Below are 17848 nucleotides of genomic sequence, written 5' to 3' on the forward strand. Positions count from 1 at the left end.
TCCGGAAGCGGCTTTACCTACGTTCCGATGAGAACGTAATCGCGTTGCGCAGGGCCGACCCCGACGGCCCGCGCTCTGGAAGGTGGACTCCTTGCCTCGGCCTGTGCTGGTGCTCGACTTGGACGGCACGGTGTGTCTCGGAGACACGCCGGCACTTCTCTACGCCACCCGGGTGGCGGACCTCACCGACGCCCCTGAGGCGCTCCTGGAGACCACAGCGGCCTTCCTCGGGCAGCGGCTGCCCGAGACCGCCCCGAAGACGCTCACAGGCGCTCAGGACGGCTATGAGGCGGTCAAGATCCTGGGCCTGGCGGCCGGTGTCTCCGAGGAGCAGCTCAGCGCTGCGTACGTCTCGAGCCGGGCGGCGATCAGCGAGCAGCCGGGTGACATCCGCACGCCCGAGGGGCTGGTCGACCTGCTCGGCGGGATCGATGCGCACCGGGTGATCCTGACCAACTCGCCCGGTGGCAGCGGGCTGGACGCGATCCTGGACCACCTCGGCGTACGCGACGTGGTCGACGAGGTGTGCACCGATGCGCTCAAGCCGACCCGGATGAAGGGGCACCTGGACGCCTTCCTCGACCGGGTCGGTGCCGCCGATACGCCGGAGTGGTTGATGTCGGTCGGCGACATCTGGCGCAATGACCTTGCCCCCGCCGTCGAGCGTGGTTGTGTTGCTGCATACGTTGACGCTCTCGACCGCCGGCAGGGACCGGTCCATGTTCGTGCAGGATCGTTCGTGGACCTCTATCCCGCAGTCTCGGACTGGTCGAGTGACCCGTCATCCTTCATAGCAGCTCACCCCCTCAAGGAGTCTGTCCAATGTTGAGAACCCCCAGGAACCGGTTGCTGGCGGTCGGTGCCGCGGCATCGCTCGCGCTCTCGCTCGCCGCCTGCGGAGGTGAGGACAGCACCGCGCCCGCGGAGGATCCCGAGGAGATCGTGCTGTCGCTGGTGCCCTCCGGCGACGTCGACTCGATCACCGAGAGCGCGAAGGGCCTGGAGTCGTTCCTCAGCGACAGGATCGGGATCCCGGTACGCGCCGAGGTGACCGAGAGCTACGCCGCCGCGATCGTGGCGATGAAGGCCGACCAGGCCCAGGTCGCGATGCTCGGCCCGATCGGCATGGTCCAGGCCGAGGACCAGGCCGGCGCGGTGCCGGTCCTGCAGTCGGTGCGCTACGGCTCGGGGACCTATCACACCCAGTGGTTCACCAACGACCCCGAGACGTACTGCGCCGACGAGGTCACGGTGGTCGAGGGCTTCAAGTACTGCAACGGCACCGACGCCGCCAAGACCGGCCCCGCGGGCGAGGAGGCAATCGCCAAGATCAAGCCCGGCACCTCGATCGCCTTCGTCGACCAGGGCTCCGCCTCGGGCTACTACTACCCGGCCACCCAGTGGGGCCAGGTCACCGGTGGCGACGCGCTGGTCGACCTCGACGCGCAGTTCGCCGGCGACCACGACGCCGCGGTACTGGCCGTGGCGCGCGGTGACTACCCGATCGGGGTGAGCTTCGACGACGCCCGCGAGGAGGTCGCGGCCGACGAGCCCAAGGTCGCCTCCGACGTGGTCGTGTTCGCCTACTCCACCGAGATCCCCAACGACGGCATCGTCGTCGCCGGCGGCCTCTCCAATGAGCTGCGTACGAAGGTGACCGACGCGTTCACCGCGATGGCGAAGGACCCCAAGGGACTCAAGACGCTCGAGGCGGTCTACGAGATCGAGGGCCTCGAGAAGGTCGACACGGCCGCGCTGAAGAAGGCGAAGTCCGTGGAGGAGAACTTCGGCGAATGAGCATCGTCTTCGACGACGTCTCGGTGGTCTACCCGAACGGCACCCGCGGCCTGGACAAGGTCTCCTTGACCATCCCGGCGGGGGAGTTCGTCGTGGTCGTCGGGCTCTCCGGGGCCGGCAAGTCGACGCTCGTGCGCACGATCAACGGCCTGGTGCCGGTCACCTCGGGGTCGCTGTCGGTGGGCGGGACCGAGGTGGCCACGGCACGCGGTCGTCGGCTGCGGCGGCTGCGTGCCGAGATCGGGATGATCTTCCAGGGGTTCAACCTGGTGACCCGGCGCTCGGTGATGGGCAACGTGCTCACCGGCCGGTTGCACGCCCAGTCGCCGCTGCGGTCGGCCTTCGGCGTGCACACCAAGGCCGACAAGGAGATCGCCTTCGAGGCGCTGGAGCGCGTCGGGATCGTGGAGAAGGCGTGGGTACGCGCCTCCCAGCTCTCCGGCGGGCAGCAGCAGCGGGTCGCGATCGCCCGGGCCCTGGCGCAGCAGCCGTCGGTCGTGCTCGCCGACGAGCCGGTCGCCTCGCTCGACCCGCCCACGGCCAACCTGGTGATGCGTGACCTGCAACGGATCAACCGCGATCTGGGTATCACCACTGTGGTCAACCTGCACTTCCTCGATCTGGCGCGGCGCTATGCCGACCGGATCATCGGCATGCGCGCGGGCGAGGTGGTCTTCGACGGCCCGGCGACCGAGGCCGACGACGCCGTGTTCGAGAGGATCTACGGCCGCTCGCTGACGGCCGAGGACGTTCTGGCATGAGCGAGCGCAAGCGAGCGACCACGGGGCTCAGGCCGCCGCTTCGGTATCCTGGCGCTCGCGCCACGGAGGCGGCGGCATGAGTCAGGCGACGCTCGAGCGCCCCGGCGGCGGCTCGCCGAAGCAGGTACGCCCTGCCCAGCCGCCGCCGAGCCCGCTGCTCGTCGGCGGCATCGTCGGCGCTGTCGCGGTGACCGTGGTGGCGGGCTGGGCGATCGACTTCTCGCTCGCGCCGGTCATCGAGAAGTGGCCGATGCTGACGATGATCCTCGGGGAGGTGGCGCACCCGGACTGGGCGGAGATCACCGACCCGTCCTCGCGGCTGTGGACCGCGCTGACGGAGACAGCCGCGATCGCGGTCATCGCGACCTTCGTCGGTTCGCTGATCGCCCTCGGGGTGGCTCTGCTGGGCTCGAAGGTGAGTGCTCCGCCCCTGGTCTATCGATTCGTCAAAGGGGCCATGTCGGTGATCCGGTCGCTACCCGACATGGCGTACGCCCTCGTCTTCGTCGCCGTCGTCACCGGCGCTCTTTCCGGGATCCTGGCGCTGACGATCTTCAACATCGGCGTCGTGGCCAAGCTGACCGCGGAGAGCATCGACGCCGTCGATCCGGGCCCCCTGGAAGCGCTCGACGCTGCCGGGGCGACCCGCTGGCAGCGCGCCCGGGTGGCGATCGTGCCGGCCGTGCTGCCCAACTACGCCTCGTACGTCATCTATGTCTTCGAGCTCAACATTCGTGCCTCCGCGGTTCTCGGCATAGTCGGCGCTGGCGGGATTGGGCAGCTGATCTCGTTCTACTTCCTCGACGGTGACTATCCGAAGCTCGCCTCGGTGGTGATCGTGATCTTCGTGCTCGTCGTGGCGATCGACATGATCTCGCAGTTCGTACGCAGGAGGCTCGTGTGAGCGCGGAGGTGGTGGGTCGACCGGAGCCGCCGTCCAAGTGGCCCTACACGCTCGTCGGCCTGATGCTGGTCGCGTTCGTGGTGCTGGCCGGATGGTCGCTGGGTGATGCGAGGTGGGAGCGGCTGCCGCAGTTCCCGGGGGCGATCGCCCAGTACGCCGGGCAGATGCTCGACGGCGTGCTCACCTGGCCGGGGGCGCATCCCGAGGGCCAGGCCGACCCGGAGCTCACCTACGGGGACTGGTGGCTGCAGTCGCTGAAGCTGATGGGGGAGTCGGTGGCGCTGGCCTGGATCGGCACCTGCGTGGGGGCGCTGTTCTCGTTCCCGCTGGCCTTCCTGGCCGCGTCCACCACCGCGCCGCTGTTCGTGCGGGTTCCGGTGCGGCTCTTCTTCAACGCCATCCGCGCCGTGCCGGAGATCCTGCTCGCGGTGATCGTGATGCTGCCGCTCTTCGGGCTCAACCCGATGGCCGGGGCGATGGCGATCGGCATCCACTCGATCGGCTCGCTCGGCAAGCTGACGCTGGAGAACATCGAGGCGGTCGACCCGCGCCCCGTCGAGGCCGTGACCGCGGCCGGCGCGACGTGGTGGCAGCGGATCCGCACCGCGGTCATCCCGCAGATGATGCCGGAGACCGTGGCGTTCTGGCTCTACCGCTTCGAGGTGAACATCAGGGCAAGCGCAATCCTCGGCGTCGTGAGCGCCGGTGGAATTGGTGCGCTTTTAAACCGTGTCCTTCGGGGCAGAGAATGGGAGTGGGGTGGAATCATGCTAGCTGTGATCATCATCGTGACGATCCTGGTGGACCAGGCGTCAGCAGCACTGCGTCACCGGATCCTGCACGGCGCCGAAGCCGCGGTGGCGGCATGACGAGTGCGCCGGTTCTGCCAGCCATCAGGGCCGCGATGCCGCGGCTCAACCCTTCCGAGCGTGCGGTCGCCGAGGTCGTGCTGACCCGTTCGGAGTGGGCCATCGAGGCGACCACCGCCGAGATCGCCGCCGAGGCTTCCGTCTCGACCGCGACCGTGGTCAGAGCCGCGCAGAGACTCGGGTTCCGCGGCTTCCCGCACCTCAAGGTGCTGCTGGCGCGTGATCTCGGCACGGCCAAGACCGAGACGACCGAGGGAGGCAGCCCGCTCACGGTGGTGCGCTCGTTCTTCGCCGACATCGCCGACTCCGCCTCCGACATGGTCGGGCTCCTCTCCGAGGAGCAGGTGACCCGGGCCGTGGAGCTGATCGCGGAGGCGCGCTCCATCCTGGTCGCCGGCACCGGGGTCTCCTCGCCGGTCGCCCAGGACATCGCGATGAGACTGGGCTCCCAGGGCCTGAGCACCGTCGCGCCCAGCGATCACCTCGACCAGATCATCCGGGCCCGTCTGCTCCAGCCTGGCGACGTCTGCGTTGTCGTCAGCGGCACCGGCGCCACCGCGCCCACCATCCAGGTCGCCCAGGCGGCCGTCGCCGGGGGAGCGGCCGTCATCGCGCTGACCTCCTTCACCGGGACCCAGCTGACCAAGCTCGCCGAGGTGGAGCTGGTCACCCCGCAGGGCGGTCGTGCCGGGTTCCGTCAGGAGCTCGACTCGATCATCCGGATCCCGCAGCTCATCCTGGGCAACGCGCTCGTCGCCGCCGTTGCGGCCCGCGATCCGGAGGCCGCGGCCAACGTACGCGCCCGGGTGCTCGAGGTCGTCGGCGGCGAGCTCGACCCGCAGGGCTGATCCCTCCTAGAGGTACGCCGCGAGCAGCTCCGCCTCCGTGCGGAGCTGCTCGGCCTTTTCGCCCGCTCCGTGGGACTCCAGGTCCGTCGCGGCGCTCAGCCGCTCGGCCTGCTCACCGGTGATGATGCCGCGGATGTCGTCGTCGGTCAGGTCGCGCCGAGCGGCCTCGGTGGCGCCGACGCCGGCCGCGGCGCCGGCGATCGGCCCCTCGCCGGAGAGGGCCGTCTGCGTCACCGGCAGCGCCTCTGCGTTGGCGATGGCGGACAGCGTCGAGCGGAGCACGGCGGTGGCCGTGGTGTCGCGGGCCTTGCGGGCGGTGAGGAGGTCGGCTCGGAGGCGAGCCTGGAGGCCGGTCATGTGCTGGACCCTAGGGTCCGCGTCGGGCCGCGGGCAACGGGGTTTCGACCCGTAGACCCACAAAACGCACGTGGCGCCGTCCCCCGCAGGGAACGGCGCCACGTGGCGTACGAGCCGTGATCAGTGGCTGAGGGGCTCCTCGATCGCCGAGTGACGGTGATCGTCGAAGTCGTGACCGTCGACCTGGTGGGCCTCGTGTGCGGCCAGCTCGTGGGCCTCGTGCTCGGCGTGGTGGTGCGCCTCGCTGAGCTCCTCGGGAGTCGGCTTGTCCACGTCGTGGTCGTAGTAGAAGGCACGCAGCTTTGCGCGGAACGACAGCTTGCCGTTCTTCTTCAGCTCCGGCTCCTCGCCGACCCGGCCGCGGTCACGGACGGTCATCGCGTAGGCCTCGTCCTCGGGAAGCGGCAGGTGCTTCTCGTGGTAGGCGCCCTCCGGCGTACGGATGACCGTGCCGGTCTCGTAGCCGTGCAGCAGCTTCTCGTTGTCGTGACGCTGCAGCGAGATGCACCAACGACGCGTGATGATGAACGCCACGATCGGACCCAGGAACACGAACGCCCGCAGGAAGTAGGTGATCTGGTTGATCGAGAGGTCGAACTTGATCGCGATGATGTCGTTGCCGCCCGCGGCCCAGAAGCCCGCGTAGAACGTCATCAGCGCGACGAACGTGGCGGTGCGGGTCGGAGCGTTGCGCGGGCGCTGGAGCAGGTGGTGCTCGCGCTTGTCGCCGGTGATCCAGGACTCGATGAACGGGAGCATCACCACGACCATCCAGGCCGCCATCGGCAGCACGATGACCGGGAAGAAGATGTTCCACGACCAGGTCGAGCCCCAGAAGTGCGACTCCCAGCCCGGCATGATGCGCAGTGCGCCGTCGGGCCAGCCCATGTACCAGTCAGGCTGCGAGCCCGCGGTGACCTTGGTCGGGTCGTACGGACCGAACTTCCACACCGGGTTGAGCGAGAAGAAGGCGCCGAGCAGGGCGGTCACACCGAAGGTGATGAAGAAGAAGCCGGTCATCTTGGAGATGTAGTTCGGCACCATCGGGTAGCCGACGACGTTCTTCTCGGTGCGTCCGGGTCCAGGCCACTGGGTGTGCTTGTGGTAGATCAGCAGGATCAGGTGGGCACCGATCAGCGCCAGCAGCAGTGCCGGGATCAACAGCACGTGGATGGTGAACAGGCGTGGAATGATGTCGTCGCCTGGGAACTCGCCTCCGAACAGGAAGAACGAGATGTACGTCCCCACGATCGGGATCGCCATCATGAACCCGTCCGCGGCCCGGATGCCGGTGCCGGAGAGCAGGTCGTCGGGGAGCGAGTAGCCGGTGAAGCCCTCGAGCGTGCCGAGGAGTAGCAGCGTCGCGCCGATGACCCAGTTGATCTCACGCGGCTTGCGGTGCGCGCCGGTGAAGAAGACGCGCATCATGTGGATCATCATCGAGGCGATGAACAGCATCGCCGCCCAGTGGTGGACCTGGCGCAGCAGCAGGCCGCCGCGTACGTCGAAGGAGATGCGCAACGTCGAGGCCATCGCCTCGGACATGTCGATCCCGCGCAGCGGCGCATACGACCCCTGGTAGGTGATCTCAGCCATCGAGGGCGTGAACCACAGGGTCAGGAAGACACCGGTGACGAGCAGGACCACGAAGCTCCACAGCGCGATCTCACCCAGCATGAACGACCAGTGGTCGGGGAAGATCTTGCGGGAGAGGAACTTGCTCAGGCCACCGATGCCGAGGCGCTCGTCGGCCCAGTTGGCGGCCGCGCCGGCCTTGGTCGGCTTGCCCGCCGGGGCAGCGGCGTTGGTGCCGTTGCTGGCGGCAACCTTGGACGTGTCGGTGCTCACTGTCCGCCCTCCTTGTAGCCGTACTGCTCAGCGTCGGCGGCGTGGTCCTTGGACCAGTCGTCGAAGATCTCGTCGATGTCGTAGGTGTTGCGCTCCCAGTAGCTGACGCCCACAGGCTCAGGATAGTCCGAGAGGGCAACGAGGAAGCCGTCCGCGTCGACGCCCAGGGGCAGCTGAGGAAGGTGCCGGCCGGCCGGGCCGAAGATCACCTTGCCGTGATCGGCGAGGTCGAAGGTCGACTGGTGGCACGGGCACAGCAGGTGGTGCGTGGTCCGCTCGTTCAGCGAGATCGGGCAACCGACGTGGGTGCAGATCTTGGAGTAGGCCACGATGCCGTCGACCGACCAGTTGCGGGTCACGTCGTTGTCGATGTCGTTGGGGTCCATCCGCAGCAGGATGGTGGCCGCCTTCGACTTGGCGATCTGCAGCGGCGCGCCGTGCAGGCTGCCGTCGAAGATCGTCGCGGGCTCGGCGTTGACCAGGTCACCGATCTCCAGGTCGCCCGGGCGGATCGGGGTGCCGACCACGTCGCGCACGACCCGCACACCGGCATCCCAGACGGTGTGCTCGAGGCCAGCACCGGGGTAGGGCTGCTCCTCGGTGATCTGGGCGTTGGTCTCGCCCAGGTCCCTGAGCATCACGATCGCGGGCAGGCCGAGCAGGGCGGCCGAGCCGATCATCGCGTTGCGGATGAAGGGACGGCGGGCCATGCCGGACTCGTGGAGCGCCGCCTTGAGCTCGGCGACGGCGGCCTCGCGGGTCGCGGGGGAGGAGGCCGCCGGGTGGCGGTCCTCGGTGTGCTCGATGTCGATGACGAGCTTGCGGGCCCACTGGATGACGCCGATACCGAGGAAGAGGAGCGCGAAACCGAGGCTCGCACCCAGGGCCAGGTTGGAGGCGCCGAAGCCCAACCACACGTCACCGTCGTAGCCCGGCTCGACGACGAAGTAGGCCACCACGAACAGCACCGAGCAGATCGCGGAGAGACCGAAGAAGAGGCTCACCTGGCGCTCTGCGCGCTTCTCCGCCTTGGGGTCGACGTCGGTGGGACGCCAGTGATGCTCGTGCATACCCGGGTCGGGCAGCAGCGCGTCGGTGTGCGCGTTGAGCTCGGGGTGCGAGTCGTCGTGCTTCTCGATCTCGCTGAGGTCGCTGCTCACTTGGCAGATCCCTTCTTGGTCTGGTTGGTGCGCGTGGTGTGCGCGGCGATCCAGATGGCGAAGGCCACCAGGACGCCGAGCCCGACCACCCAGGCGACGATGCCCTCGGTCACCGGACCGAGCGCGCCGTTGTTGAAGCCGCCGTAGTCGGGCTGCTCCTTCATCGACTCCACGTAGGCGATGACCGCCTTCTTCTCCTCCGGGCTGATGTTGCCGTCGGAGAAGGTGTCCATGGACTGCGGACCGGTCAGCATCGCCTGGTAGATGTGCTTCGGGTCGGTGTTGAGGATGCTCGGAGCCTCGCCGCCGCGCGGCATCGCGCCGCCGGCGCCGGTGAAGTTGTGGCAGGCGGTGCAGTTGGTCAGGAAGATCTGGCCACCGAGGGCGACCGCAGCCTCCCTCTCCTCCTCGGACTTGAAGGTGTCCGGGTCGTACTGCTCGGGCTCCGGGACGGCCGGGCCGGGGGCGAGGCTGGCGACGTACGCGGCCAAGGCGTCGATCTCGTCCTGGTTGAAGCTCGGGTCCTTGACCTCGACCTGGGCGCCGGGCTGGGCCATCGGCATCCGGCCGGTGCCGACCTGGAAGTCGACGGAGGCGGCACCCACACCGATCAGGGATGGGCCGTAGAGCTTGCCGTTCTGGGTGGTGATGCCCTCGCCGTTGGAGCCGTGGCAGGTGGAGCAGTTGATCATGAAGAGCTCTTTGCCCTCGGCGACGAGAGCAGCGTTGTCCTTCTCCTGCTCGGCCTGAGAGGCCGGGGCGAGCGCGGCGTACGCGCCGCCGGTGCTCAACAGGGCGACCAGGAGCACGGCGGCACCGGCCAACGGGCGGCGGCGGTGCCGCGACAGTCGACCGACGGAGCGGTTCAGTAGACGCACATTCAGTCCTTGGTCACTTGAGGAGGTAGATGGTCGCGAACAGGCCGATCCACACCACGTCGACGAAGTGCCAGTAGTAGGACACGACGATCGCGGAGACGGCCTGCTCGTGGGTGAAGCGCTTGGCGACGTAGGTCCGGCCGAGCACGAACAGGAAGGCGATCAGGCCGCCGGTGACGTGCAGACCGTGGAAGCCCGTCGTCAGGTAGAAGACCGAGCCGTAGGGGTCATCGGGACCGGTGATGCCGCGGTTGAGGGCGATGCCCTCCTGCACCAGGGCTGCGTACTCGGTCGCCTGACCGGCGATGAAGACCGCGCCCATGAGGTAGGTGAGGATGAACCACTCACGCAGGCCCCACAGGCGGACCGCGAGCAGGGAGCCCTTACGTCCGACCTGGCCGCGCTCGGCGGCGAAGACGCCGAACTGGCAGGTGAACGACGACAGCACGAGGATGGTCGTGTTGACCGCCGCGAACGGGATGTTGAGCCCGTCGGTGTTGGCCTGCCACTGCTCGGGGCTGACCGCGCGGATCGTGAAGTAGGCCGCGAACAGCGCCGCGAAGAACATCAGCTCGCTTGCGAGCCAGATGATCGTCCCCACGCTGACCATGCTCGGACGGTCGTGATGCCCGTGCAGGCGGGCTGTTGGAAGAGTCGATACTGTCGCCACGCCCGCCATTATGTCCTGCCCGTTTCCCAGAGTCTTCTTGGGACCCTGTGTGTCGTGTTTCAGGGTGCTGCTACACCTTGAGACACCGCGGGAGTTCCCGGTGTGACATGCGCCCGCGGGGCATGGTGTTGGCGCTAGCATCGGGGTGTGACCGACACCACCCCGAATTCACTGAAGATCCTCGTCTACAGCGACGACGTCGACGTACGCAAGCAGGTGATCCTCGCTCTGGGGCGCCGCCCGCACCCCTCCCTCCCGGAGGTGGAGTACGTCGAGGTGGCCACCGAGCCGGCCGTGCGTGCGCAGCTCGACGCCGGTGGCCTGGCGCTGGCCGTGCTCGACGGCGAGGCCGCCCCTGCCGGCGGGCTGGGGATCGCGAAGGCGATCAAGGACGAGGTGCCGGACGCTCCGCCGATCGTGGTGCTCATCGGTCGTCCTCAGGACGCGTGGCTCGGCACCTGGTCGCGTGCGGAAGCCACCGTGCCGCACCCGCTCGACCCGTTCGAGCTGGCCCGGACGGTGGTGGGACTGTTGCGGCCCGTTAACGTTGGCGCATGAGCGAGCGCCAGCGAGCGACAATCGAGGTCAGGCCGTCGCGTCCCTATCCTTGCCACTCTGTGACGGAGGCGACGGCATGACGTCCGCGCCCAACTCCTGGCCCGAGGTCCTCACCACGCTGGTCGCCGGACGGTCCCTGTCCGCGCACCAGGCGGCGTGGGCGATGGGCGAGATCCTCTCGGGAGAGGCGACGCCCTCGCAGATCGCCGCCTTCGCGGTGGCCCTGCGCGCCAAGGGCGAGACCGTCGACGAGCTCGCCGGGGTCGCCGACGGGATGCTGGCCAAGGCCAACCCGATCTTCGTGCCCGGGCGCGTGCTCGACATCGTCGGCACCGGTGGTGACCGGTCGTTCTCGGTCAACATCTCCACGATGTCGGCGATCGTCGCGGCCGGCGCCGGGGCCAAGATCGTCAAGCACGGCAACCGGTCCGCCTCCTCCAAGTCGGGGTCGGCCGACGTGCTCGAGGCGCTCGGCATCCGGCTCGACCTCGACCTCTCCCGGGTCGGCGAGGTGGCCGAGGAGGCCGGGATCACCTTCCTCTTCGCTGCGGCCTTCCACCCCGCGATGCGTCACGCCGCCGCCGCGCGGCGGGAGATCGGCATCGCCACCGTCTTCAACCTGCTCGGCCCGCTGACCAACCCGGCGCGCCCCGCGTCCTCCGCGATCGGCTGCGCCGACGCCTCCGCCGCGCCGGTCATGGCCGGTGTCTTCGCCCGTCGTGGCGTCGACGCCTGGGTCTTCCGCGGCGACGACGGTCTGGACGAGCTCACCACCACCACGACCTCACATGTGTGGATGGTCTCGCAGGGTGTTGTGACCGAGGCCACCGTCGAGCCCCTCGACCACGGCATCGGCCGGGCCACCGCCGAGGACCTGCTCGGCGGCGACGCTGCCTTCAACGCCTCCGTGGTCCGCCGTCTGCTGGCCGGGGAGAAGGGCGCCGTACGCGACGCCGTGGTCCTCAACGCCGGGGCCGCCCTCGCGGTCCACGACGCCGGCTCCGACAGCGTCGACGAGCGGCTCGCGGGTGGCATCGCGCGGGCTGCGGACGCGATCGACTCCGGGGCTGCTCAGGCTGTGCTCGACCGGTGGGTCGCTGCTACCTCGCGTTGATGTAGAGGATCACACGCCGAGTCGGCGCATCTTGACGCCTCGCTCGCTTCGCTTCGCTCCAAGGCGTCAAGATGCGCCGACTCGGCTGTACACGACGGGCTTTGCCCGTTGCTCGTTAGTCCAGGCCGATGGAGAAGGCGGCTTCCAAGTCGACCTGGGAGTAGGTGCGGAAGGCGATGTGGGTCTCGGTCTCGAGCACGCCGGGGACCTTGTTGACCTTGTCGGCGACGACGGTGGCCACCTCCTCGTGGGCGCGGACGCGCACCAGGGCGATCAGGTCGATCTGGCCGGTGACGGAGTAGACCTCGCTGACGCCGTCGATGGCGGCGACGGCCTCGGCCACCTCGGGGATCTGGGAGACCTCGGCATTGATGAAGACGATCGCTGTGATCACGCAGGTCACGTTAGCCGATCCTCCTAGAGCGCCGCTGCCCGACGGCCCGCACCGCCGACCGGACAGGTCCACTCGCCCTCGACGTGGGCGAGGCGGACGCCCGGGGACTCCAGCCAGCGCAGCACGAGCTCGGTCTCCTCGGCGCTCGCGGCCGGCACCGGACCGGGCGCGTCCAGGACCGTCTCGGCGCTGAGCTGGAGGTCGGCGACGTAAGCGTGCGCGTTGGCCTCGCGGGGGATCACTCCGGCTCCGGCGAGCCGGCCGTGGCGGACCACGTGGACGGCCCAGCGGCCGTCGTCCTCCCGTCGGATCGCGGTGAGGTCGGGCAGCCGGGTCAGACCGGTGAGCCGTTGGGTGCGCGCGGCGGCGCGCAGGTAGGAGGTCAGCCGGTCGCGATGGACGGCCGCCTCCTCGAACCGCTCCTGCTCGGCCAGGCCGGTCAGCCGCTCGGTCACCGTGTCCACCACCTCGTCGGGCCGGTGGAGCAGCGACTCGCGCACACGCGAGACCAGCGCCGCGTACGTCTCGGTGGGGACGCTCTGGTCGCACGGGCTCAGGCAGCGGTGGAGCTCGGCGAGGACGCACGGGGTCCGGCGCGGCAGCAGCGGCAGCCGGTCGGCGCACTGCCGGATCGGGAAGGTGTCGTGCAGCGCCTGGAGAGCCTTCTCGGCGACCTTCTTGGAGCCGAACGGGCCGAGATAGTCCGCGTCGTCGTCGAGCACCTGCTTGACCAGGCTGAGCCGCGGCCAGGGCTCCTGGGTGAGCTTGACGAAGTGCATCTTCTCCGGGCGTCGGGAGCGGCGGTTGTAGGGCGGCTTGTGCTCGGCGATGAGTCGCAGCTCGCGCACCCCCGCCTCCAGCGCCGTCGCGCACTCGATGCCCTGCACGGTCGCGGCCAGCCCCACCATCTCGCCCATCCGGGAGCGGGTCTCGGAGGCGGTGAAGTAGGTGCGTACGCGAGTGCGGAGGTCCTTGGAGGTGCCGATGTAGAGGGCCCGGCCCTGGTCGTCCTTGAACAGGTAGACCCCGGGCGCGTGCGGCAGGCCCTCGGCCAGATGACGCTTCTTGCGCTGGGCGGTGGTGACCTTGGCCGAGAAGACGGCCAGGTCCTCGAGGGTCTGCACGCCGATGTTGCCGAGGCGCTCCATCAGGCCGTGGAGGACGTCGACCGTCGCCCGGGCATCGGAGAGGGCGCGGTGGTTGGGGGTCGTGGGGGAGCCGAAGACCCGGGCCAGCGAGCCCAGCTTGTGGTTGGGCGCCTCGTCGCGGGTGACCACCCGACGGGCGATCTTCACCGTGTCGAGCACCTCGAAACGCGGCCACGGCCGCTCCTGCTTCGCAGCGAAGTGCTTGAGGAAGCCCACGTCGAAGGGGGCGTTGTGGGCGACCAGCACACAGCCCTCGGCGAACTCCAGGAACGCAGGGAGAACCGACTCGATGGTGGGGGAGGAGGCGACCATGGAGTTGGTGATCCCGGTGAGCACGGCGATCGAGGGCGGGATGCCGGTGTGGGGGTTGACGAGGGTCTGGAACTCGCCCAGCACCTCGCCGCCGCGCACCTTCACCGCGCCGATCTCGGTGATCATGCCGCCGTTGTCGGGGCTGTTGCCGGTGGTCTCCAGGTCGACCACGCAGAAGGTCAGGTCGCGCAGCGGCCGGCCGAGCTCGTCGAAGCCCCGCTGGGCCTCCCAGCCTCCGGTGGCCTGCTCCCGCTGGCGGCGCGCGACGGCCCGGGCACGCATCTCCTTGCGCGCCTCGCGCACCGCCGCCGTACTGCTCATGCGAACACATTAGCGAGTGCCGCCGACAGTCCTTCGCCACTAGGGTGTGGCGCACCTGACATGGGAGGTGTGGGTCATCGCGGCGAGAAACGGCGGCAACGAGGGGTCCTCGGGAGGCAACGAGGACCGTCCCTGGGCGCGCTGGTTCGCTCGCTCGGGCTCGTTGCAGGTCGAGCCGGCGGAGGCGGGTGAGCAGGCCAGGACGCTGCTGAGCGAGGACGGACAGACCGCGGCGCTGCGGTTCAACGAGCGCGTGCTCGACACGCTGACCGGCGATCTGGCCGGTCTGGTCGAGTACGTCACCGTGCTCGACGGCGCCAAGGCCGAGGAGGTCCTCAACACCCAGAAGCTGATCGACAACGCCTTCGCCCGGGTCTCCGGCCAAGGTGTCGACCGGTTCGTCGCCTGGCTCGCGGAGCTGCGTACGCAGGGCCATCCGGCGATCGCGGTCCAGGCGCTGCACGCCTACGGCAGGCTCGCCGACGGCGACCTGGCTGCCGTGGCCACCTCGCTGGAGTCCGCCGCAGACCGGGTGATCCTGATCGCGGCCGCCGCGCTGCACCGCCCGCCCGAGGACGCGGCCAGGCTCGCGATCGAGACCGAGCACGACGCCTCGATCGCCTACGCCGTCATCCACGACGTGCTCCGGCAGCGGACCGTCCCCGACATCGCCCGGTTCCTGCGTGCGCTGCAGCTGCTCGGCGCGCGGGACCTGGTCAACGACACGGTGAAGCAGTTCGCGGCCCCCTCCAGCGGTCGCTCGAACCTCGACAAGGCCCTGCTCTACGTCGCGCTGGCCGCCAGTCCGAGGCTGCGGGAGATCGCGCTGGACCTGCTCTGGCGCACCCTCGGCGCGATCGGCGACCTCGGCCGGGCGCCGGGTCCGGCTCAGCAGCAGGATCTCGTCGCGGCGTTCTGGGAGCTGTGCCCGGGCGGCCGCGTGCTCGAGGACTGGTTCAAGGTGCGCCTCGACGGCACCGAGAACGCCGAGGAGGCGCGCGAGCACGTGGTGCTGCTGCTGCGGGGCAGCCGGGGACCCGGCCGGGACAGCCTCCTGGCGGCGATGGCCGGCGACGCGACGCCGATGAACCTCAAACGCATCTGCGAGACCCTCATGGAGGAGGGCGACGAGGCCCAGGCGGCGATGCTCGTCCGCGCGCTCGCACACAGCGGCCACATCGAACGGCTCGGCGACTTCCTCGACCGGTGGTCGTGGGCACAGCCGTCCGCCGAGACCACGCGGAAGCTGCTCGGTTGGATGCTCACCCCGGAGGGCGCCGACCGCGAGCCGATGGGCTCCGCCGTCGTGGAGGGCATCGCCGGCTACCTCGCCGACGGCCACGGCAGGACGCTGGGCGAGGACCTTCGGCGACAGGCCGCGACCCTGGTCAGGCTCCGCCCCGCCGAGGAGATCGTGGGTCTGCTCGGGCACGTACCCTCCCGGGTGGGGAGGCGAGGCCGGTCGGCCGTCGCCGCCGACGTCGGCTGGCGGCTCGCCGAGGATCTGCTCGTCTACCCGGCGCCGACCGAGGAGACGTACGTCGCCTGGTACGCCGAGTGCCTCGCCGCCCTCGAGGCGGCCGGCTTCGCCGACGCGGTGCGCAGCTCCTGGCATCACCTCGCCGACGAGGCGATCAACCGCCGTGGCACCGGGCCGACGATCGCCGAGACCGCCCACCAGTTGCTGCGCAAGGAGCTCGCCGGCACGGCAGAACGGCTGCTGATCCGCTACCTCGACCAGGCGCAGAGCGTCACGCCCACCGACATCGTCGGCATCACCACCCGGCTGCGCCTGCACCGTTACCCGGAGGCGAGTCGCGCCGGCGTCCTGCGCCGCTCGGTGGGGCGATGGCAGGACCGGGCCCGCGTCGATGCCGTCGTGGACGCCCTGATGGCCGCCGGCCAGGAGGAGGAGGCCGAGTGGGTCAGGGCCGGGTCGACGTGAGCCGGGTCTGCCTGAGGTAGCGGCGCCCGGCTCCGACGAGAAGCATGAAGGCGCCCGAGGCGACGATCATCACCAGGGCACGCAGGCTCCACACGCTCCAGACGGAGTCGTCGTCGATCCGGTGGCGCACCGCGCTCAGCAGCGTCAGCGCGACCAGATAGAGCGCGAGCACGACGAACGGGCGGTTCGCCGGGTCGCGGGAGAACAGTCTCGCGCCATGGTTCTTCGCGTCGTACCAGCCCAGGCCGGGGACGCGGAGGTGGTGGAGCCAGGGGAGCACGAGGAGGACGAGCGAGCCCCAGCCGATGACCGCCACGCCCTTCCACACCCGGTCCCACGCGGACTCGTTGACGACCAGCGCGATGACCACGAAGGCTGCGTACGCCGCGAACGGGAGGAACCGCTGGGCACCCGTCCCGAGCAGGTCGGAGCGGACGGCCAGTACGACGCAGGTGACGGCGTACAGGATCAGGATCGGGATCGTGTTGAGCACCGCCAGGGTCTGCCAGTCGCCGCCCACGGCCACCAGGACGACCAGAGCCAACACCAGGTTCACGAGCAGGATCAGCCAGAAGGAGTCGCCGGTGCGGCCGGGGAGCCGGGAGGCCCGAGGCTCGTGCAGGCCGCTGGGGACGTACCTCTCCGCGCTGAGCGCGTAGACCTCGCGGCTGAGGGCGTAGGTGAACACGATGCCCGACCCGATCGGCGCGAGGATCGCGGCGAGGCGGACCAGCACGACCAGCCAGTCCAGCTGCGCCCCGGCCAGCGTGGCCGCGTCGGTCAGGCGTGCGTACGAGGTGCCGTGCTCGGCCCCGGAGGCGGCCATGTGCTCGGCATAGACCAACTGGAGGGCGGAGTAGAGCAGGAATGAGCCGACGACCGTGCCGTAGACCGCCCAGCGCACGCGCCTGGCCACCTCGCGACGGCCGCCACGGACCTCGCCGGTGACGTCCAGGGGCGCCTGGAAGCCGATGTAGGCGTAGATCACGCCGCTGGTGATCAGCGCGCTCAGCACGCCGGTCGAGGTGGGTCCGGCGGCCGGTCCTGAGCCGCTGAGCGGCGCGGGGACGGCGAGCGCCAGGCACACCACGAAGATCACCGGGATGGCGATCTTGAGCAGTGTCAGGGCGGCGTTGGTACGCAGCACGAGCCGTCGGGGCAGCAGCACGAAGGCGATGATCGCGGCGGTCACCGCGACCGCGATCGCGGAGCCGATCCGGGTGAGCCCGCCCTCGCCGGCCAGGACGGGGACGACCTCCGCCAGTCCGTTGACCGCGGCTGCCGCCTGGGCGGCCGGGTTGATGGCGTAGGAGATCCACAGGGAGGCCGCGAGGATGATCACCACCAGCGGCCCGAAGGCGTCGTGCGGGTGGAACAGCAGCCCGCCGGTGCGCTGGGAGATGAGCCCGAACTCGACCATCACGACCGCGATGGTGAGCATGAGTACGCCGCCGGCGGCCCAGCCGAGCAGCGCGGCCTCGCCCAGGCTCTCGTGGAGGCCGGGTACGGCCAGGAGCCAGCCGGACCCGATGACGCCGCCCGCGGCGAGACCGATGACCTCGACGAGGCTCAGCTTGTCGGTCTGCTCGGCGGGTCGCTCGTCCCGCTCGTGCTGCACCGGCTCGTCGGGCGTGACCGGCGTGACCGGTGTGACCGGCGTGAGGGGCTCGGTGCCCTGCGGCGCGGGAGCGGCGGGAACCTGCGCCCGTCGCATCGCCTCGAACGCGATCGCGGTCATCATGCCCCCGACAGCGGCGATCCAGAAGCTCGGCTCGTGCATCAGCTCGCGAATTCCCGGCGACTTGAGCGCGTTGAGCTGGACGCTGCCGTAGATGGACATCACGAATCCCGCGGCGCACAGGATCATCCTGGCGATTGCGCTGAGGGTGTGCCGCACGCGCTGGTCTCCCACTCCCGATGATTCGACGTCGAGAGAACCTATCGAATCGGGCCGGTGCGGCGCA

General features: G+C 69.8%; 17 protein-coding genes. 9 read left to right on the forward strand and 8 right to left on the reverse strand.

Features of this window, described 5'->3' with window-relative positions; translation table 11 throughout:
• Nucleotides 1-91 precede the first annotated feature (91 nt).
• The 6 genes from ABZ796_RS14835 (at nucleotide 92) to ABZ796_RS14860 (ending at nucleotide 5179) form a co-directional block, all read left to right on the forward strand.
• Entirely contained in the window at nucleotides 92-829 is a 738-nt protein-coding gene (locus tag ABZ796_RS14835) for a hypothetical protein (protein ID WP_357337800.1), read from the forward strand.
• A complete protein-coding gene (gene phnD / locus ABZ796_RS14840) occupies nucleotides 823-1797 on the forward strand; it encodes a phosphate/phosphite/phosphonate ABC transporter substrate-binding protein (RefSeq protein WP_357337802.1) in 975 nt (324 codons plus the stop codon). The genes ABZ796_RS14835 and phnD overlap by 7 nt, the downstream gene beginning before the upstream one ends.
• Nucleotides 1794-2558, forward strand: a complete 765-nt coding sequence (gene phnC / locus ABZ796_RS14845; protein WP_357337803.1) for a phosphonate ABC transporter ATP-binding protein — start codon at nucleotides 1794-1796, stop codon at nucleotides 2556-2558. The genes phnD and phnC overlap by 4 nt, the downstream gene beginning before the upstream one ends.
• Nucleotides 2559-2634: 76 nt before the next feature.
• Entirely contained in the window at nucleotides 2635-3462 is an 828-nt protein-coding gene (phnE, locus tag ABZ796_RS14850; RefSeq protein ID WP_357337805.1) for a phosphonate ABC transporter, permease protein PhnE, read from the forward strand.
• Nucleotides 3459-4331, forward strand: a complete 873-nt coding sequence (phnE, locus tag ABZ796_RS14855; RefSeq protein ID WP_357337806.1) for a phosphonate ABC transporter, permease protein PhnE — start codon at nucleotides 3459-3461, stop codon at nucleotides 4329-4331. Before phnE (ABZ796_RS14850) ends, phnE (ABZ796_RS14855) begins: the two co-directional genes overlap by 4 nt.
• Nucleotides 4328-5179, forward strand: coding sequence for a MurR/RpiR family transcriptional regulator (locus ABZ796_RS14860; protein WP_357337808.1), 852 nt, complete (start codon nucleotides 4328-4330; stop codon nucleotides 5177-5179). Before phnE (ABZ796_RS14855) ends, ABZ796_RS14860 begins: the two co-directional genes overlap by 4 nt.
• 6 nt (nucleotides 5180-5185) lie before the next feature.
• Here ABZ796_RS14860 and ABZ796_RS14865 read toward each other — a convergent pair whose 3' ends face one another.
• The 5 genes from ABZ796_RS14865 to ABZ796_RS14885 form a co-directional block, all read right to left on the reverse strand.
• A complete protein-coding gene (locus ABZ796_RS14865; protein ID WP_357337809.1) occupies nucleotides 5186-5536 on the reverse strand; it encodes a hypothetical protein in 351 nt (116 codons plus the stop codon).
• A 120-nt stretch (nucleotides 5537-5656) separates the two neighbouring features.
• On the reverse strand, nucleotides 5657-7384 hold the full coding sequence (locus ABZ796_RS14870; RefSeq protein ID WP_357337811.1) for a ubiquinol-cytochrome c reductase cytochrome b subunit: 1728 nt from the start codon (nucleotides 7382-7384) through the stop codon (nucleotides 5657-5659).
• Nucleotides 7381-8544, reverse strand: coding sequence for a Rieske 2Fe-2S domain-containing protein (locus ABZ796_RS14875; RefSeq protein ID WP_357337813.1), 1164 nt, complete (start codon nucleotides 8542-8544; stop codon nucleotides 7381-7383). Before ABZ796_RS14875 ends, ABZ796_RS14870 begins: the two co-directional genes overlap by 4 nt.
• Nucleotides 8541-9422 carry a c-type cytochrome gene (locus ABZ796_RS14880; protein ID WP_357337814.1) on the reverse strand — a complete coding sequence of 294 codons (882 nt, stop codon included), beginning with the start codon at nucleotides 9420-9422 and terminating at the stop codon, nucleotides 8541-8543. Before ABZ796_RS14880 ends, ABZ796_RS14875 begins: the two co-directional genes overlap by 4 nt.
• A 13-nt stretch (nucleotides 9423-9435) precedes the next feature.
• Entirely contained in the window at nucleotides 9436-10101 is a 666-nt protein-coding gene (locus tag ABZ796_RS14885; protein WP_357337815.1) for a heme-copper oxidase subunit III, read from the reverse strand.
• Nucleotides 10102-10239: 138 nt separating this feature from the next.
• On the opposite strand from ABZ796_RS14885, the gene ABZ796_RS14890 reads away from it, so the two are divergent.
• Together ABZ796_RS14890 and trpD are read left to right on the forward strand one after the other, a co-directional pair.
• Nucleotides 10240-10650, forward strand: coding sequence for a hypothetical protein (locus ABZ796_RS14890; protein WP_357337816.1), 411 nt, complete (start codon nucleotides 10240-10242; stop codon nucleotides 10648-10650).
• Nucleotides 10651-10726: 76 nt separating this feature from the next.
• Nucleotides 10727-11764 carry an anthranilate phosphoribosyltransferase gene (gene trpD, locus ABZ796_RS14895; RefSeq protein WP_357337817.1) on the forward strand — a complete coding sequence of 346 codons (1038 nt, stop codon included), beginning with the start codon at nucleotides 10727-10729 and terminating at the stop codon, nucleotides 11762-11764.
• Nucleotides 11765-11879: 115 nt separating this feature from the next.
• Here trpD and ABZ796_RS14900 read toward each other — a convergent pair whose 3' ends face one another.
• Nucleotides 11880-12158, reverse strand: a complete 279-nt coding sequence (locus ABZ796_RS14900) for an Lrp/AsnC ligand binding domain-containing protein (protein WP_357337818.1) — start codon at nucleotides 12156-12158, stop codon at nucleotides 11880-11882.
• Between the two features lie 23 nt (nucleotides 12159-12181).
• Nucleotides 12182-13939 carry a DEDD exonuclease domain-containing protein gene (locus ABZ796_RS14905; RefSeq protein ID WP_357337819.1) on the reverse strand — a complete coding sequence of 586 codons (1758 nt, stop codon included), beginning with the start codon at nucleotides 13937-13939 and terminating at the stop codon, nucleotides 12182-12184.
• 46 nt (nucleotides 13940-13985) lie between these two features.
• On the opposite strand from ABZ796_RS14905, the gene ABZ796_RS14910 reads away from it, so the two are divergent.
• The gene (locus ABZ796_RS14910) at nucleotides 13986-15884 is read left to right on the forward strand and encodes a hypothetical protein (protein WP_357337820.1); all 1899 of its coding nucleotides are present in this window, start codon (nucleotides 13986-13988) and stop codon (nucleotides 15882-15884) included.
• On the opposite strand, the gene ABZ796_RS14915 is transcribed toward ABZ796_RS14910, so the two are convergent.
• Entirely contained in the window at nucleotides 15865-17781 is a 1917-nt protein-coding gene (locus ABZ796_RS14915; RefSeq protein WP_357337821.1) for an APC family permease, read from the reverse strand. The genes ABZ796_RS14910 and ABZ796_RS14915 overlap by 20 nt on opposite strands.
• Between the last annotated feature and the right edge of the window lie 67 nt (nucleotides 17782-17848).

The organism is Nocardioides sp. NPDC047086 (assembly GCF_040643685.1).
GTDB lineage: Bacteria > Actinomycetota > Actinomycetes > Propionibacteriales > Nocardioidaceae > Nocardioides.

Bases quoted from the DNA above. Each gene is read 5' to 3' on its own strand.
- phnD (WP_357337802.1), top strand. From the start codon at position 823: ATGTTGAGAACCCCCAGGAACCGGTTGCTGGCGGTCGGTGCCGCGGCA.
- phnC (WP_357337803.1), top strand. From the start codon at position 1,794: ATGAGCATCGTCTTCGACGACGTCTCGGTGGTCTACCCGAACGGCACC.
- ABZ796_RS14860 (WP_357337808.1), top strand. From the start codon at position 4,328: ATGACGAGTGCGCCGGTTCTGCCAGCCATCAGGGCCGCGATGCCGCGG.
- ABZ796_RS14905 (WP_357337819.1), bottom strand. From the start codon at position 13,939: ATGAGCAGTACGGCGGCGGTGCGCGAGGCGCGCAAGGAGATGCGTGCC.
- ABZ796_RS14885 (WP_357337815.1), bottom strand. From the start codon at position 10,101: ATGGCGGGCGTGGCGACAGTATCGACTCTTCCAACAGCCCGCCTGCAC.
- trpD (WP_357337817.1), top strand. From the start codon at position 10,727: ATGACGTCCGCGCCCAACTCCTGGCCCGAGGTCCTCACCACGCTGGTC.
- phnE (WP_357337805.1), top strand. From the start codon at position 2,635: ATGAGTCAGGCGACGCTCGAGCGCCCCGGCGGCGGCTCGCCGAAGCAG.
- ABZ796_RS14865 (WP_357337809.1), bottom strand. From the start codon at position 5,536: ATGACCGGCCTCCAGGCTCGCCTCCGAGCCGACCTCCTCACCGCCCGC.